Source organism: Paraflavitalea soli (assembly GCF_003555545.1).
Taxonomy (GTDB): domain Bacteria; phylum Bacteroidota; class Bacteroidia; order Chitinophagales; family Chitinophagaceae; genus Paraflavitalea; species Paraflavitalea soli.
The window spans coordinates 3,193,322-3,208,784 of sequence record NZ_CP032157.1 but is presented as its reverse complement, the minus strand read 5'-3'; the positions used below and the strand labels follow the sequence as shown (position 1 = coordinate 3,208,784).

15 protein-coding genes are annotated in these 15,463 nt (G+C 48.6%); 10 read left to right on the top strand and 5 right to left on the bottom strand.

The genetic code is table 11. The features are described 5' to 3' along the window. The first annotated feature begins 30 nt into the window (after positions 1 to 30). Complete coding sequence (locus D3H65_RS11805; protein ID WP_119050509.1) at positions 31 to 2,358, top strand: TonB-dependent receptor; 2,328 nt, start codon at positions 31 to 33, stop codon at positions 2,356 to 2,358. Here the strand turns inward: D3H65_RS11805 and D3H65_RS11800 are convergent. Further along, positions 2,355 to 3,239 (bottom strand): hypothetical protein, encoded by an 885-nt coding sequence (locus D3H65_RS11800; RefSeq protein ID WP_119050508.1) that lies wholly within the window; start codon positions 3,237 to 3,239, stop codon positions 2,355 to 2,357. The genes D3H65_RS11805 and D3H65_RS11800 overlap by 4 nt on opposite strands. A 278-nt stretch (positions 3,240 to 3,517) precedes the next feature. On the opposite strand from D3H65_RS11800, the gene D3H65_RS11795 reads away from it, so the two are divergent. The 5 genes from D3H65_RS11795 (at position 3,518) to D3H65_RS11775 (ending at position 8,597) form a co-directional block, all read left to right on the top strand. Continuing rightward, positions 3,518 to 4,090, top strand: coding sequence for a TetR/AcrR family transcriptional regulator (locus D3H65_RS11795; protein ID WP_119050507.1), 573 nt, complete (start codon positions 3,518 to 3,520; stop codon positions 4,088 to 4,090). A gap of 172 nt (positions 4,091 to 4,262) precedes the next feature. Next, positions 4,263 to 5,576, top strand: coding sequence for a TolC family protein (locus D3H65_RS11790; RefSeq protein WP_245999730.1), 1,314 nt, complete (start codon positions 4,263 to 4,265; stop codon positions 5,574 to 5,576). Between the two features lie 30 nt (positions 5,577 to 5,606). Next, positions 5,607 to 6,716 (top strand): HlyD family secretion protein, encoded by a 1,110-nt coding sequence (locus tag D3H65_RS11785; protein ID WP_119050505.1) that lies wholly within the window; start codon positions 5,607 to 5,609, stop codon positions 6,714 to 6,716. Between the two features lie 11 nt (positions 6,717 to 6,727). Then, complete coding sequence (locus D3H65_RS11780) at positions 6,728 to 8,308, top strand: DHA2 family efflux MFS transporter permease subunit (protein WP_119050504.1); 1,581 nt, start codon at positions 6,728 to 6,730, stop codon at positions 8,306 to 8,308. 46 nt (positions 8,309 to 8,354) lie between these two features. Continuing rightward, positions 8,355 to 8,597, top strand: coding sequence for a hypothetical protein (locus D3H65_RS11775; RefSeq protein ID WP_162915571.1), 243 nt, complete (start codon positions 8,355 to 8,357; stop codon positions 8,595 to 8,597). A gap of 63 nt (positions 8,598 to 8,660) precedes the next feature. On the opposite strand, the gene D3H65_RS11770 is transcribed toward D3H65_RS11775, so the two are convergent. After that, positions 8,661 to 9,116, bottom strand: a complete 456-nt coding sequence (locus tag D3H65_RS11770) for a hypothetical protein (protein ID WP_119050502.1) — start codon at positions 9,114 to 9,116, stop codon at positions 8,661 to 8,663. 256 nt (positions 9,117 to 9,372) lie between these two features. Here D3H65_RS11770 and D3H65_RS11765 point away from each other — a divergent pair, with 256 nt between their 5' ends. After that, positions 9,373 to 9,750 (top strand): DoxX family protein, encoded by a 378-nt coding sequence (locus tag D3H65_RS11765; protein WP_119050501.1) that lies wholly within the window; start codon positions 9,373 to 9,375, stop codon positions 9,748 to 9,750. Positions 9,751 to 9,869: 119 nt separating this feature from the next. Here the strand turns inward: D3H65_RS11765 and D3H65_RS11760 are convergent, their stop codons facing one another. After that, positions 9,870 to 11,447: a glycoside hydrolase family 43 protein gene (locus tag D3H65_RS11760; protein ID WP_119050500.1), complete on the bottom strand. Its 1,578-nt coding sequence runs from the start codon at positions 11,445 to 11,447 to the stop codon at positions 9,870 to 9,872. A gap of 231 nt (positions 11,448 to 11,678) precedes the next feature. Here D3H65_RS11760 and D3H65_RS11755 point away from each other — a divergent pair, with 231 nt between their 5' ends. The 3 genes from D3H65_RS11755 to D3H65_RS11745 are packed head-to-tail and all read left to right on the top strand — an operon-like array spanning position 11,679 to position 12,696. Then, positions 11,679 to 12,002 (top strand): hypothetical protein, encoded by a 324-nt coding sequence (locus D3H65_RS11755; protein ID WP_119050499.1) that lies wholly within the window; start codon positions 11,679 to 11,681, stop codon positions 12,000 to 12,002. A gap of 31 nt (positions 12,003 to 12,033) precedes the next feature. Continuing rightward, positions 12,034 to 12,258 (top strand): hypothetical protein, encoded by a 225-nt coding sequence (locus D3H65_RS11750; RefSeq protein WP_119050498.1) that lies wholly within the window; start codon positions 12,034 to 12,036, stop codon positions 12,256 to 12,258. Between the two features lie 39 nt (positions 12,259 to 12,297). Further along, positions 12,298 to 12,696 (top strand): YidH family protein, encoded by a 399-nt coding sequence (locus tag D3H65_RS11745; RefSeq protein ID WP_119054482.1) that lies wholly within the window; start codon positions 12,298 to 12,300, stop codon positions 12,694 to 12,696. A gap of 281 nt (positions 12,697 to 12,977) precedes the next feature. Here D3H65_RS11745 and D3H65_RS11740 read toward each other — a convergent pair whose 3' ends face one another. Together D3H65_RS11740 and D3H65_RS11735 are read right to left on the bottom strand one after the other, a co-directional pair. Further along, positions 12,978 to 14,225 carry an MFS transporter gene (locus D3H65_RS11740; RefSeq protein ID WP_119050497.1) on the bottom strand — a complete coding sequence of 416 codons (1,248 nt, stop codon included), beginning with the start codon at positions 14,223 to 14,225 and terminating at the stop codon, positions 12,978 to 12,980. Positions 14,226 to 14,313: 88 nt separating this feature from the next. Then, positions 14,314 to 15,258: a helix-turn-helix domain-containing protein gene (locus D3H65_RS11735; RefSeq protein ID WP_119050496.1), complete on the bottom strand. Its 945-nt coding sequence runs from the start codon at positions 15,256 to 15,258 to the stop codon at positions 14,314 to 14,316. Between the last annotated feature and the right edge of the window lie 205 nt (positions 15,259 to 15,463).

The window sequence follows — 15,463 nt, the reverse complement described above, 5'->3', positions numbered from 1 at the left end:
ATTAACTATGAATGCTTACAAATACAGCATATGAACAGGTCATTTTTACTGGTATTGATTTTTCTGTGTATTTCCGGCTTACTCATTGCCCAGGATAAACCTGGTGGCGTTATACGCGGCAAGGTGCAAACGGAAAAAGGGGAACCCCTGGCGCATGCTACGGTAATGGTAAAAGGCGGCGCCACTACCACCACCGATGTTACCGGTGATTTTTTATTGCAAGGGATAAAGGTGGGCAAACAAGATATCACCATCAGTGCTGCCGGTTTTGCTACCCGCACTTTAACGGTACACGTACAGGACGGCAAAGTAGCAATCGCCGACCTGGTGCTTCAATCGGAAGGCTTTCTCAATGAGGTAGTAGTAACAGCGGGCCGCAAGCTGGAAAGCATCCGGGAAGTTCCTTCCTCCGTTACCATCGTGCAGGCAAAGCAGATCAGGGAGCAGGCGGCTATCAATCCTTCCATTACTTCTATCTTGGGTAATACCGTGCCTGGCCTCGGCACCTTCACGAATAAAGCGACCAACGCAGGCCAAACCCTGCGTGGCCGTTCGGTACTGGTATTGATCGATGGTATTCCGCAATCGACCCCACTGATGAATGGGGCCCGCGACCTTCGTTCTATCGATCCGGCTGTCATAGAGCGCGTGGAAGTGATCAAAGGAGCTACTTCCATCTATGGTAATGGCTCAGGTGGCGGCATCATCAATATGATCACCAAAAAGCCCGATGGCAACAAGCTGATCAGCGGCGAAACAAGGGTAGGGGGCGATGGCAATGTTTTTCATAGTGATAATACCCTGGGGTATCGCTTGTCGCAGACCTTGCATGGCACCATCAAAAAGTTCTCTTATGTGCTCAGTGGTGTATACCAGCGCAGCGGTGCGCAGAAAGATGCCGACGGCAATGTGATCGCGCAGGCCGACGGATTGAGTGAGACCAGGCTCTTCAATGGCTTTGGTAAATTGAGTTACCAGATAGCCGCGAACCAACAGGTAACTTTCTCCTATAATTTTTTCCGCAGCCAGCAGTATGCGGAGTATGTAAATAAAGCGGGTAAATATGGAGTGACACCTGCCATCGGTATACCCGGCGTAGATCCCGGCGATCCGGCGGGTACACCCCACAGCCACAATATGTACCTCAGTTATCGCCTTACCAACCTGCCTGCCAAAAGCAACCTGGAAGTGCTGTTGTACGATCACCGCTTTCAATCACTGAACCGCTATGTGGAGAAATCCAATAGCTGGTACGGTCCGGGGCAAACCTATATCCAATCTTCCAAGAAAGGTATTCGTGCCAACTTCAATACGCCCTGGAAAGCGAAGACCATTTCAGGTGATGTGACTTATGGTGTGGACCTGCTCAAGGACCGTACGAACCAGGTGCTCACAGATGGCCGCGTATTTGTACCAGACATGAATATGTTGAACTTTGCACTCTTTGCGCAGGTGAAAGTAGATTTCCATGAGCTGGTGTTGAAAGGTGGTATCCGGTATGAAAATGCCCATATCAAAGTGAAGGATTTCAATACCATTGCCAAGGGAGCCAATGGTGAGGGCAGCATTGCTATCAAGGGCGGTACCCTGAATTACAATGCCACGATGTTCAATGTAGGCTTGCGTTACAATCATTTCCCGGTATTCAGTCCCTTTGTGAGCTTCTCACAGGCATTTGGCTTGAATGAGCTGGGCAGGGTATTGCGTACGGCCACCGAAAATACGCTGGATAAGATCACGACTGATCCTGTGATCACCAACAACTATGAGGCTGGCTTCAGCAGTCAGTGGGGACCGCTCAACTTTTCAGCTTCTTATTTTGTGAGTACATCCAGGCTGGGCGCCAACCTGGTGGAGGAGAACGGCATTTTTGTAACCCAGCGTGAGCCCGAAAGGATCACGGGTTATGAACTGGTGGCCGAAGTACGCATCAGCAAGACATTGAAAGCAGGCGGTAGTTACTCTTATGTAGAAGGAAAATCTGAAAACGCCGCAGGCGACAAAGTATACATGAATGGAGAAAGGATTGCGCCTCCCAAAGGCACCGGCTTTATCAATTACCAGCCTATCCCGGCGCTCAACCTGCAACTCTCAACCGTCTACACCGGCAGTCGCGACCGCTTTGCTGTGCGTAGCAATGGGGTATATGGATTGAGTGAAGGACCGGTGAAAGATGTCACTTACTTTAACTTCAATGCCGGTTATAATATCAACTCTTCTTTCAACCTGGCGGTGGGTATAGAGAACCTTTTCAACCAGTCTTATTATCCACCCCGCAGTCAATACCGTGTGCAGGACCTGGAATACGTGCAGGGCAATGGAGCAAGGTTGAATATGAGTATTGGATACCGGTTTTAAGAGGCTGTCGCCGGCGCATTATTGGAGGCAGGAGAACCGGTACATGGTGTTGTAGGATTACCGCAACCCGCTAGCTGCACCAGTCCATAATATTCCTGAATGGCCTGGTCGTGGTGCCAGTAAATATCAGTCAGCTTCTGCTGCGGCTCTTTAGCGGCATCCTGTGGTTGGAAAAACCATTGCTGCTTATTGTAGTACCGGAGCTTGGGATCAATTTCTTTCCCGGTTTTTGCCATTACTTCTCTTCTGAAACTTTCATCAATAGCGATCGTATTGGGTGGTGCAATGGGAAGCCCATAAGCGTAGCAGGCCGGATCATAGATGAGGTGGTCGAGGACCTTGGGCAGCCAGACAACCTCTTTGTACTTTGCAGGTCTGTCATCTGTTGCCTGTAGGTATACCCTGTCTTCCAATGTGCCTTGTAATTCGCACCTGTTACCCAATGTCCGCCACTTATCCTCATCAAAATCTGTGAGGTTGGCCGATACGGAATGTAAAGGTGTTGACGGGCGTTGCTGCTCGTCGAACACCCTTGTTCTCATCGATGTATTGGTGCCGTTCACCCCAAGGCCACCGAGGTCTTCTGTATATAGTATAGGTTGTACAACTTTGTCATAATGGGTGCTGTAGTTTTTCCGAATGGCAGAGGGTAATGAATTAATTTTATTCAGGCTATTGAGGATCAGTTGGGTTGAACTTTCCAGGTCGGAAGAGGATCTTTTGTAGGTCACAAAATAGTTGTGCAGGCTTTTGTCAAACAGGGTGGGTATCAAATAACCAGGCAGGGCTGCTGCCGGCTTTTTTACCCAGCCTGACAGGTTCAACATCGGAGTTCCCATCATTATAATTGCCCCATCTTTAAGCAGTTCTCTGCGATTCATTGTCTTTGGTTTTTAGTATTATAAAGCTGTCCTCAGGGTCATATACGGGTTATCTTTAACGTATAGATTTCAACAGGCAACTACAGGACAGCTATTTTTTATACAGTAAAACCTTCCCAAATGGGGAATGTCGCCATCTTAACTCAGAAGCTCATGGCCGCTCTACTAATTGATAACCAATCCTGCCCGCCTGCCGCCACCACCGCGACAACATCTCATTAACAAAATACTCCTCCTTGACCTTTTTAGGTGAATAATTATTCATTTATCTTTGCGGGGTGAAACCGAAAGACGAAGGTAAAATTGCCGAAATATATGCCGCTACCCTGGCCCTGGTGAAGGAGCAGGGGCTGGCGGGGATTACCATGAGCATGATCGCCAAGAAGGCTGGTTTTGCCACGGGCACCGTGTACATCTATTTTGCCAATAAGGAAGAGTTGCTGGTGAAACTGTTTGACAAATGTATCGACGATTATACCAATAATTATTTTGCGGGTTATAATCCGGCTGATCCTTTTAAGGTGGCTTTCCATACCATTTGGATGAATATGCTGCGGTATTCCATTGAGCATTTCGATGAACAGGTCTTTATTGAACAGTGTTTCCATTCTCCCTTTATTTCAGACGAAACGAGAAAGGAAACAAAAGACCGGCTCATGCCCTGGCGTGAGTTGATCGAGCGGGGAAAAAAAGAAAAGCTCATCAAGCAGCATGATGCTTCCTGGATCATGCTTTTTGTGCGCGGTGGTGTGAAGGACCTGGTAAAACATTGCACCTACCACCAGCTGAAGATCACCACCGAGTTTAAAGAAGCGATGTTTGAAATGTGCTGGGACGGCATTAAGGACTAATTTTTTTGCCAAAATGGTGAATATATATTCATTCAAGAGGTAATATTCTATAGTTTTCTCTGTTCACGAATGCTGCCCTCGATTGCCTGTCACCGACCTGTTTATCAGGTAAACTTTTTCAATGAGTGTTTTTAACTAAATGACTATGCACCCAATATCAAATAAGGGTTTTATGGCACTGTGCCTGGGATTGGCCATGTTTTGCTCCCTCGCCGTGCAGGCCCAGGAACCGATGCCCCTGGCATTGAAGCAGGCAATAGACCTGAGTTTGCAAAACAGCAAACAACTGAAAGTAAACAAAGCGAAGATCGAGGCCGCTACCGGCCAGTTGAGACAGGCGCTGGATAACCGGCTGCCTGATGTAAAGATCAGTGGCGCTTATCTATTCCTTACGACTCCCAACATCAACCTCAAAACCGGCGGCAAGGATAGCAGCGGCAGCGCATTTCCGCAACCCAACCAGGCGATGTATGGTATGGCTTCCGTAAACATGCCGCTGTATGCAGGTCTGAAGGTGCGCTATGGCATTGAATCGGCCAGGTACCTCGAAAAAGCGGCGGAAGCAGATGCCGGTTACAACAAAGAGCAGGTGATCTTCAGCTCCATCAATGCGTATTGCAATCTCTACAAATCCATTGCAGCCGTGAAACTGGTAAAAGAAAACCTGAACCAGTCCAAACAACGCGACAAGGACTTCGAGAACCTGGAGAAGAATGGTTTGCTGGCCCGCAACGACCTGCTGAAAGCCCAGTTACAAACCGCCAATATTGAACTGGCCCTGGTCAATGCTGAGAACAACCTCAAGTTGGCCATGGTAAGTCTGAACCTGATCATGGGCCTGCCGGAACAAACCACCCTGCAGCCCGATACCACTGGTTTCGATCAGTCGTTCACGCCCGCCACGATTGAAGCATACGAACAGCAGGCTTTCACCAACCGTAAGGATATAGAAGCGCTCAACCTGCGTAAAAAAGCCGTAGGAGCCGAAGTACATGCCGCCAAAGGTGAGCTCTATCCCAGTATAGGTTTGACCGGTGGTTATATCGCTGGTTATATTCCCAAACTCGTTACCGCTACCAACATCGTAAACGTAGGGGTAGGTGTACAGTACAACCTCAGCTCCCTGTGGAAAGGCAAGTCTTCCATAGCTATTGCGCAGGCCAATGAGCGGGAAATTGCAGCCACCCAGGATATGCTGAACGATAACATCCGGTTGTCGATCAACAAAGCCTATCAGAACTTCCTGTCGGCCCAAAAGCGCATCGAAGTACAGGGCAAATCGGTGATCAACGCTGCAGAGAACTACCGCATCACCAAGAACAAACACGACAATAGCCTGGTAACTACCACGGAGTTGCTGGATGCAAATGTGGCCTTGCTGGAATCGAAGATCGCCCTGGAAGAAGCCAAGGCCGATATCGTGGTAGCCTATAATTCCCTGCTGGAAGAAGCCGGCATCCTCACCAATAATCAACCCGTAAAATAACAAGCACCCTTAAAGGATAAAAATATCGTTATGTCAACTAAAAGCAATGATCAAGGCGCAGTAAAAAAGCGTAATTATACATTCCCCATCATCCTCACCCTGCTGGTGGTAGGTGGTGGCTGGTTTGGTATCAGCAAATACATTCATTCACTTCACCACGAAGAGACCGATGATGCGCAGATAGAAGCTAATATCAGTCCGGTGATTCCCCGTATCTCTGGTTATGTGACCGAAGTACGTGTGAAGGACAACCAACTGGTGAAGAAAGGAGATACCCTGCTCGTGCTCGACGACCGGGATATGAAACTCAAACTGGAGCAGGCCCAGGCGGCCTTTACTACTGCTCAGAGCAACCTCGATGCAGTACGTGCCAACGCCGGCGCGGCTCATGCCAATATTGCCACTACACAGGCTTCTGTATCAACCATTGATGCGCAGATTGAAACAGCCCGGGTGAATGTATGGCGCGCTACCGAAGATTTCAAGCGTTTTGAAAACCTGATCAAGGACCATTCTATTACCCAGCAGCAATACGAGCAGGCGCTGGCGGCCAAACAAACCGCCGAAAAGCAATTGCAGGTATTGGAGCAGCAAAAAGGACAGGCTTCCCACCAGGTAAATGCCGTTAGTTCCCAGAGCAATGCTTCTGCTTCACAAATTGGGGTGGCTGCTGCCGCTATCAAAGAAAAGCAGGTGGCTATCGATGATGCGCAGCTCAACCTCTCTTATACCGTAGTAACAGCTGCTGCTGATGGTAAGATATCCAAAGTAAATGTGCGTGCCGGCCAATTCGTGAATGCCGGTGCTGCCTTGTTCAGCATTGTGCAGGGTGAGGATGTATGGGTAGTAGCCAACTTTAAAGAAACACAGGTAGGCAAGATCCGAGAAGGACAAAAAGTAGTAGTGGCCGTAGATGCTTTTCCTGGTCATGAGTTTGAGGCCAAGGTAGGATCTTCTTCTCCCGCTACCGGCGCCCGATTTGCCTTATTGCCTCCGGACAATGCCAGCGGCAACTTTGTGAAAGTGGTACAACGTCTCCCGGTGCGTATCGAGTTTACGAATACCAGCGATTCACTGATCCACCTCTTGCGGGCGGGCCTCAATGTCGATGTGGATATTCACCTCGATACCTATAATTAATCTATTACAAGATGCAAGATCAAAATTCACTGGTAGAGTATGGCAGCCGCCGGGTGATCATCACCATTACGGCGGTGGTCTGTGCACTACTGGAAATTATCGATACCACGATCGTGAATGTAGCGATCAGCGATATGCGTGGCTCCCTGGGCGCTACACTCAATGAAGTGAGCTGGGTGATCACTGCGTATGCCATTGCCAACGTGATCATCGTACCCATGACGAGCTGGCTGGCCCAGCAGTTTGGACGAACCAATTATTTTGCTGCCTCCATCATCCTGTTTACTGTATCTTCTTTTTTGTGCGGTAATGCCTCCAGCATCAATGAGCTCATCCTTTTCCGTTTCTTACAGGGATTGGGGGGCGGCGCCCTGCTGGTGACTTCCCAAACCATCATTACCGAGATCTTCCCGGTAGAAAAACGCGGCATGGCCCAGGCCATTTATATGTTGGGCGTGATCGTGGGGCCAACCCTCGGTCCGCCGGTGGGTGGTTATATTATCGAGCACTACGCCTGGCCCTATATCTTTTACATCAATATCCCGGTAGGTATCCTGGCCACCCTGCTTACCATCCGGTATGTAAAAAGTCCGAAGTATGCCGACAAGCGCAAGCCCAGTGAAGTGGATTGGCTGGGTATTGGACTGCTGGCTTTGGCCGTTGGTTGTTTGCAATATATATTGGAGAAAGGGCAGGAAGAGGACTGGTTCAGCAATTCTACCATTGTGGTGCTGGCTGTGTTGGCCGTATTGGGTTTCTTCTTCTTTATCTGGCGCGAGCTCACCTTTAAATATCCCATTGTTGAACTGCGGGTGTTGAAGAACAGCAACCTGCGGATTGGGGTTATCCTGTCTTTCATCATGGGATTTGGTTTATATGGTTCAACCTTCGTGATACCCGTCTATACACAATCCCTCCTGGGCTGGAATGCCCAGCAGACGGGTATGCTGATGGTGCCCAGCGCCCTGATGATTGCCTTTATGATGCCGATCATAGGACAACTGATCCAGAAGGGCGTTTCACAAAAGTTACTCATCACTGGTGGGTTTATTATCTTCTTTATCTTTTGTATGGGGTGTTATTATATCATTACTCCTTCTACTGGTGGTGAGAACTTCTTTTGGGTGCTGATGATCCGTGGTGTGGGCCTTGGTTTTCTGGCGGTGCCTGTTTCTGTGATGTCGCTCTCTACCTTAAAAGGACAACAGATAGGGCAGGGGGCTGCTTTCTCCGGTATGATGCGCCAGCTGGGTGGTTCTTTTGGGGTGGCGATGATCTCTACGTTTATCTCCCGGCAGAACATGGTGCACCGCAGTACCCTGGTGTCGAAGCTGGATATGTATAACCCCGATGTGCAGCAGCGCGTGGAGCAGTTGAAGGCTTCTTTTATCGCCAAGGGGCAACCGGTGAATATAGCAGAAGGTTCGGCTTACAAATTGCTGGACGGCACCATTGGCGTACAATCTACCGTGCTGTCATACATGGATGTATTCCTGTATGTGGGTGTGATGTTCCTGCTTTGTGTACCGATTGTTATCTTCTTTGTTAAGCGTTCTAAAAACAAGGTGAGTATGGCGGAGGCGGCGCATTAAAGGGGGATTGTCGGATTGTTTAAATTTGTTGAAAATGAGCCTAGTTATGGAAGTAACAATTATCCGTCAGAAGCTACACCAGTATGTAGATAAAGGTGATGAAAAACTGCTTAAACTATTGTATGCTATAGCTAAAGAATACACAGGAGATGACGATTTTGAATATGAATTTAGTGAGGAAGAAATAAAACTTTTTGAAGAACGAAGAACCAAGCGATTAAGCGGACAGAGTAAAACGCATACCTGGCAAGATGCTAAAGCCATCATTACTGGAAAAAAGAGCCTTTAATAGAATTATACGCTGATATTACTAGTGCATATCTAAGCTGCATATTTAATAATAATGGTGATCTTACTCAGTAATGATTACGTTTGGGTTATGCCTTAATATAGTTGCCTTCACCTTATTCCACAATTCTATATTCTGTTCAGCAACCTGAAAATGGCGACTGCGTTCTACTCCTGCGTGGTCTATATAGGTTATTTCGTATTCCATGTCATTATTATAGGCCCCATCGTCCGGGCTGTCCTCTTCAGTAATGTCCAGATACCGTGCAATGCTGACAATAGCTGTATAGGAAATTTTTTCCTCGTCCCATCTAAATCGGTCTACATATAAGTATTGTTCATCGTAGCTTACGACTATTGAACTTCGATAGCCTATAAGAATAAGAATACCTGCCAGGATGCCTGTCCAGATAAGATCAGTCCAACGATGTATGGTAAAGATTTGAATAAGAAGTATTACTCCTACGAAGAGGAGGGGAAAAAGCTTACCATTGGACGTAGCAGATAACCGGGTCTTCATAGAGCAAAGGTTGCGAAATTATATTTACTATTAACAAAACTACCCTCCATCCTTTACGCATAACAGGAAAATTTATCACCAATCCCGGCCGTCAGGCAATTTGAACATCCCGACCCTTACAATCGTCTTAAGCATATAGCGTTGTATGCTGACCGAAAAGATCAAAAGAATTGAACGCGGGCGTAAAATGTGTGTAGAGTTTGAATAGCAACTTTGCCCTGTTAATCCCTTCGTTTAACAACCAAATTATTGATGTATGAGATATGTGAAAATTTCATATTGGGCCACGACTGCCTTAGTGTCGTTGATGATGGTCTATTCTTCTATAGTTTATTTCATCGATTCCGATCTGAAGCAGGCCTTTTTACACTTGGGGCTTCCCGATTATTTCAGGATCGAGTTGTCAATTGCTAAGCTTCTCGGCGTAGCCCTGTTGTTGTTACCTGTGTACGGGTGGTTGAAAGAGTGGGCTTATGCGGGATTCTTTATTGTTTTTATCTCGGCTATTATTGCCCATACGGCATCAGGTGATCCACTGATGGTGCGGATGATGCCGCTGATCTTTCTATTCCTGCTATTGATATCTTACTTCTGCTACCGGTTACTGCATTACTCGCCTCCCGCTGACGTGTGACCTTAACTGTCTTCACTTTATTTCACCTGCTACACGTTGTTGCGCCTGTTTTCTTTCTACCGCTTTTCTTGACAGGCGCTGGCCTGTATGGCGCGACAGCGTGTAGTGGGTTTCTTTGGCTATTTAGCTGGGATAATTCCTTCACTCACCCTAAACCAATCAAACTCCACCCATCCGCCGGCAGTAGCAGTGGCCCAATTAAACAACCCAAACCTATATCCCATAAAATGGGGCAAGGTATATTCCATCTTCAAAATACCTCCGATAGCCGTCCAGATTTTGCCATCCAGACTGTAATAGAACTGTCCTTTATCAGTCCGCTCGCGGAAATCACATTCCGCTTTGAGGTAAACGATTTGTTGATCCAGGGACACCCGACCCAGTTCTATTGCTGTACCTGTTGCGCCACTGACCATGACGAGGGATTTCTTACCGCCTTCCATTTTCACACCCACCCAGCCATACTTTTTTTGCAGGAGCGCCAGCCCGGCGCAATCACCATCTTTCATATTCGATACATCAATAGCGGTTGTACCGGCGCTTGTAGGCCCAAAGGTTCTTTGCGTGAGCATATTCCTGGTCAGCAGGAGAGAAGTATCCACGCGGCCCGTAGTGATCTGCAGCCATCCTGGGTGTGCAGTGAGCGACCAATGCGCATTGTCCGGATTGTGGTTCCATTGCCATACCAGCGGCAGGGCAGGGGCGCCCTTCTTACGGGTAAATTCATCAGAGGCTACAATGCCGGGTATCAGGCCCTTGCTGGCGGGCAAGTTGAGTGTATCAGGTACTTTGCCGTTGATGCCAATTACCGGCCAGCCATCTTCCCATTTCACCGGCACCCAATAAGGGATGCGACCCACCGCACCATAATCCCGGAAGAGGTAGGCAAACCATTCACCCTTCGGGGTACTGATGAGCCCGCCCTGGGCTATACCCTTATCCTGCAGGCCAAGCCGACCTTCATAAGGCCCGGTGATTGTAGAGGCCCGATGAATGGTGACCGTGCGCATACCGCCACGCGGCCAGCAGATGTTGAACAAATAGTACTTGCCGTTCTCTTTGAACAATTGAGAGCCCTCGGCGGGCAAGCCGACATTAGGCCCTCCCGGTGCGCTGGCATTTTCTATCAACACTTGTGGCGTGGTACCTGGTTTAATGCCGCTGAGGTCATCCGCAAGCTCGGCGATCATCAGTTTGCCCGCGCCGTAGATCATGTACACTTTGCCATCGTCGTCGAAGAAGAGGGAGTGATCATGCATCATGGGTTTGAAAGCAATCTTTTTCCAGGGGCCTTTTTCAATATTTTTCGTGGAATAGATATACGTTTTGCCAGTAGTACCTGCAAATGTGGAAACATAATAAGTGCCATTATGATACCGCAGACAGCTGGCCCAGGAACCACTGCCATAAGCGGTCTTGCCATTGTCGAGGTTCAGGGCATCCACACTATCAAGTATATCGTACGCATAACTCACCAGCTGCCAGTTCACCAGGTCCTTCGATTTCATGATGGGTACACCCGGGCTCATATGCATGGTGGTACTGCTCATGTAATAAGTATTGCCCACCCGGATGATGGACAGGTCCGGCACATCTGCATGGATGATAGGATTGGTGGCCTGCTGTGATAAGGCAGTAAGTCGGGTAGCGGTTGTAAATACGATGGTCAATCCAAGGACGGCAATCAATTTATTCATGGTATGCAGGCTGGGTATTTCGTACAAGTTACTATAAGTGTTCAAATGACAACTAATCAAATGTACGAAATAGCCCGACGCTGAGAGTGCCGGCCAGGCAGGAAACTTTGATCTATTCGTCTCAATTATTCCAATTCGGACTACCGCGAGCTATTGATATTTCCGTTGCAGAATTGCTTTGAAAAACAGTAAAGGTGGAATATCTTCACCCCATATGAAAATTTGTAACCCATGCGGAACCCCACCATTTTGATCACCTTGTTGTGTTGTGTCCATATGAGTTGGGCACAAAATGATACACCGGGCTGGCCATCGGGCAAACACCCGGAGCATTGGGAGCAGGTACAGGACAGCGTGATCAAACAGGAAGTAGCACAGTTTAACCACAAAGGAGCGCAGAAAGGCAGCACCCAGGCAACTGCAGGCGGCAGGCTGCAACCGATACCGTTGAAACGATGCAATGATACCTTTGCCTATTTCGACAAAGGCACCATCTATGCACTGGAGGTGTTGGTGCATATTTTTTTACCGGCAGAGCGCCTGATAAGCGGATAGAGAAGATAGACCTGCTCTTTATAAAACACCATTGATCCTGCCCGATAGCGCCTTGAAGGGCATCTATAGCCCGCAGGGATGTACCGAATTTACCGGAAAGAACAAGCCTGTGAAGGCCGGATGTAAGGCTTTCCGATCGGCCGATAAGCAACGCGTATACATCTACATGGTGAATGGAGAAGGAAAGGACCGGTATGAGGTCACCTGGGTAGTGCAGGGCAGAAAATACCTGCGCCGGATCGTTGATGGATTGTGACCATAACAGGGCTGGCACATCATTTATGCCAGGATGGGCATGGACCAGACTTCCTCTCCGAACGATAACAAAAAACTTCTCACCAATGAACACCTCGCCAATGAAAGGACCTTACTGGCCTGGATCCGCACGGCAGTAGGGATCATGGCTTTCGGTTTTGTAGTAGTGAAATTCTCCCTTTTCGTCAGGCAATTGACCATCGTGTTGGGCAAACCACCCGTGCAAGGACAAACTCATGGTTATTCCGGTCTGGTGGGCATGCTGCTGGTGATCCTGGGCTCGCTGGCCCTGGTGACGGGCATGATCCGCTACCGGCGCACGGCCCGCCAACTGAGCACCGGCCAGTTCCAGGAACGGTCTACCTGGCTTTACATCTTTGCAGCCGGCATGTTGCTGGTAAGCATTGTGCTGATCCTCTACCTCGGCAATATTTTGTAACATTTCCTTCCAGAAACCTGGCTTTACCGCGCGTCACCCATGCCAAATTCATGGTTAGTATGTTGATTATCAATTGAAAGCACAAGCTTAATTGCACTGAACATTTTCGCTCAAAACGCGAATATGGCTATAGTCTATTGATATTCTGCCTGTTATGCAGTCCCTGCTTGCACCCGCATTTTATTCCGACTTGCACTGTATAGGCTAACTCAGTGCAAGTCGTAGGCTATTTCAGTGCAATTACAATTGGGCGATTGGGCAGTGTGGGGCCTTCGACGCTTTTACGCCTCAGCCACCACTGGGGTTACCCTCGTTGCCTCTTTGTCTGGTTGGTTCGTTGCCTTTTCCCCGCCTTTCCACTTCGTTCCCAACAGGGTTGCAAAAACGCCCAGCGACAATACCGCATACGCAACTCCCAGGACGGGCTGGTTGCTAATCGTGAGGGTATTGGACAACAGGGAACTTAATATGAATGTTACTACGGCAAAACCACCGCCCACCAATCCGCTCGCTTTACCCGCATACTTCGGAAAACGGATCAGGCAATAAGACATCAGGTTATTGAAAATAAAGCCGCCTGTGCTATGCAACAGAAATACATAGACGAGCAAGGTAAACAGGTTGTGATAATGCATCGTAACAGGTATCATGATGGCTACGGTAGCAAGCTGAAGGCCACTGGCCATTAATAATTTTTTGAGAAAAGGCCGCTGGATCAACATACGGGATACCGACCCGCCAATGAATACAGAAACGCCGGAGAATAGTGCACAATAGCCCGTAACAGTAGGGGGGTATTGCAGGCGTTGCTCAATGAGAAAGGGACTACCCATACCATATACCAGGATCATCGCATAAGCGAGGCCGAGAATAACAAGGCCCGCCGTAAAATCTTTCGCTTTTATCATGTGGGCATAACTACTGAGGATGTCACGTGCACTGAAAGGCTGACGCGCCTTCATCGATTCTCCACCGGTCACTAATTCTATCACGAAGAAGACCAGGCCAAAGTACCCCAGGAACATGAAATTGGAAGCCCAGCCCCAGGTGGTTTGAAAGAACCCGCCCAGGAAAGGCGCCACGATAGGCGCAATGGCCCAGATAACAGAAAACAGGCTGGTATATTTTTTCAATTGTTCACCCGAATACAAGTCCACAAACAATGCACGCTTGCTGACCACGATCATCGCTACCGTAAAGCCCTGCACGATCCGCAGGGTATAGATCAGCTGCAGGTTGTTGGTATAGGCGATCATAAAACTGGCGGCGCTGAACAACAACATGGAGAGCATACTGGGCCAGTAACGTCCATACGTATCAATGATGCCGCCGACGATCAACTGGGACACACCGTAACTGATAATGAATAAGGAAAGGGTGAGTTGAATGGCGGCCGGCGTGGCATGTAGCTTCACGGCCATATCGGGCAATGAGGGAATAAAAACATCCATAGCAAATCCGGACAAGGGTATGAGACTTAATGCAACAATGGTATTCAACCCCACCCGGGATTCTTTGATTCGTTTCATGGCTTAACTACTTTACTTTTTAAGGTTGTAAAGGTACTCAGCCCCGGCTTCCCGGTTATTATACGATTCAAAGTGATGCTTATACCAATCAAAGGTGGGTGGCCGGCTTCAATTGCTGCCCCGCCCGGAATTCCATGGGCGTTTCCGTTGTGAAATGCTTAAAGTATTTGTTGAAATGGGAAGGGTATTCAAAACCAAGGGCATAGGCGATCTCTGCGATATTCCAGTTGGTATTGCGGAGGAGGGCCCTGGCCTCTGTCATTACCCGTTCCTGGATAATGGCCCGGGTGGTTTTGCCGGTATGTTTCTTTACCACACTGTTGAGGTGGTTCACATGTACATGCAGCTGGTCGGCAAAGTGGGCAGGCGTCAGCAGTTTCAGTGAGCTTTCGGGAGAATCGACCGGGAATTGCTGGTTGAGGGTGGTAAGAAAGACATTGACAAGCCGGTCGCGCACCATGGTTGGCGGAGCTACCTGGCCTTGCTGCAGGCGGATGCCTTCGTGAACAAGGAGCTGCAGGATATGGCGGATCATATCCCATTTGAAAGGATAGTCCGATTCGCGCAGGGTCTTCATCTCAGCGAATAGGAGGCTGAGCCGCTCGCTGTCCTTTTTAGTAAGTATGATGACCGGATGCAGGGTGTGATTGAACAGGGCGCTTGCATATTGCACATCGGGCGGAAGATGACCTTCTATAAATGGCTTGTTGAACAGGCAATGAAAACGGTTGATGGAGCCGGCCCTGATCTCAATGGAGGCCGGTACGGAAGGGTGGGTAAAGATGAGGCAGGGCTGGTCGAGCGGTATTTCCTGGTCATTGTACACCAGCATGCCATCGCCGCGGCCCATATTGGGGCTAAGGCAGATCTTGTAATAGTCCCTTCTGTTGAAGGGTGTCTTGGCCGTACCGCAGTTGGTGCCCCGGATATTAAAATGACCTTTCGCGTCCGGGCCCTGCAGTTCGGCCGGCACACTCAGGCCCACCCGTTGATAGTACTGCTGCAGGCTTTCGGTAGGTATCTTCTTGTCCATATAACACTTATATAATTCAAAGGTAGCTTTTTTTGGGAAAGGCAAGTCGGGAAGACGGTAAGTCCGGAAGTCTGCAAGACCGGAAGACAATCGGCAGCACAACAACTGTATTACTTACCGTCTTTCGGTCTTTACTGACTTTCGGACTTTCCTGACTTTCCTGACTTTCCTCTTTCCGCGCAAACGGTTGTGCAATTGACACTAA

What these genes read in the sequence shown, in the direction of transcription:
- D3H65_RS11805 (WP_119050509.1), top strand. Translation starts at nt 31, where the DNA reads ATGAACAGGTCATTTTTACTGGTATTGATTTTTCTGTGTATTTCCGGC.
- D3H65_RS11800 (WP_119050508.1), bottom strand. Translation starts at nt 3,239, where the DNA reads ATGAATCGCAGAGAACTGCTTAAAGATGGGGCAATTATAATGATGGGA.
- D3H65_RS11790 (WP_245999730.1), top strand. Translation starts at nt 4,263, where the DNA reads ATGGCACTGTGCCTGGGATTGGCCATGTTTTGCTCCCTCGCCGTGCAG.
- D3H65_RS11785 (WP_119050505.1), top strand. Translation starts at nt 5,607, where the DNA reads ATGTCAACTAAAAGCAATGATCAAGGCGCAGTAAAAAAGCGTAATTAT.
- D3H65_RS11780 (WP_119050504.1), top strand. Translation starts at nt 6,728, where the DNA reads ATGCAAGATCAAAATTCACTGGTAGAGTATGGCAGCCGCCGGGTGATC.
- D3H65_RS11775 (WP_162915571.1), top strand. Translation starts at nt 8,355, where the DNA reads ATGGAAGTAACAATTATCCGTCAGAAGCTACACCAGTATGTAGATAAA.
- D3H65_RS11770 (WP_119050502.1), bottom strand. Translation starts at nt 9,116, where the DNA reads ATGAAGACCCGGTTATCTGCTACGTCCAATGGTAAGCTTTTTCCCCTC.
- D3H65_RS11765 (WP_119050501.1), top strand. Translation starts at nt 9,373, where the DNA reads ATGAGATATGTGAAAATTTCATATTGGGCCACGACTGCCTTAGTGTCG.
- D3H65_RS11760 (WP_119050500.1), bottom strand. Translation starts at nt 11,447, where the DNA reads ATGAATAAATTGATTGCCGTCCTTGGATTGACCATCGTATTTACAACC.
- D3H65_RS11755 (WP_119050499.1), top strand. Translation starts at nt 11,679, where the DNA reads ATGCGGAACCCCACCATTTTGATCACCTTGTTGTGTTGTGTCCATATG.
- D3H65_RS11745 (WP_119054482.1), top strand. Translation starts at nt 12,298, where the DNA reads ATGGACCAGACTTCCTCTCCGAACGATAACAAAAAACTTCTCACCAAT.
- D3H65_RS11740 (WP_119050497.1), bottom strand. Translation starts at nt 14,225, where the DNA reads ATGAAACGAATCAAAGAATCCCGGGTGGGGTTGAATACCATTGTTGCA.
- D3H65_RS11735 (WP_119050496.1), bottom strand. Translation starts at nt 15,258, where the DNA reads ATGGACAAGAAGATACCTACCGAAAGCCTGCAGCAGTACTATCAACGG.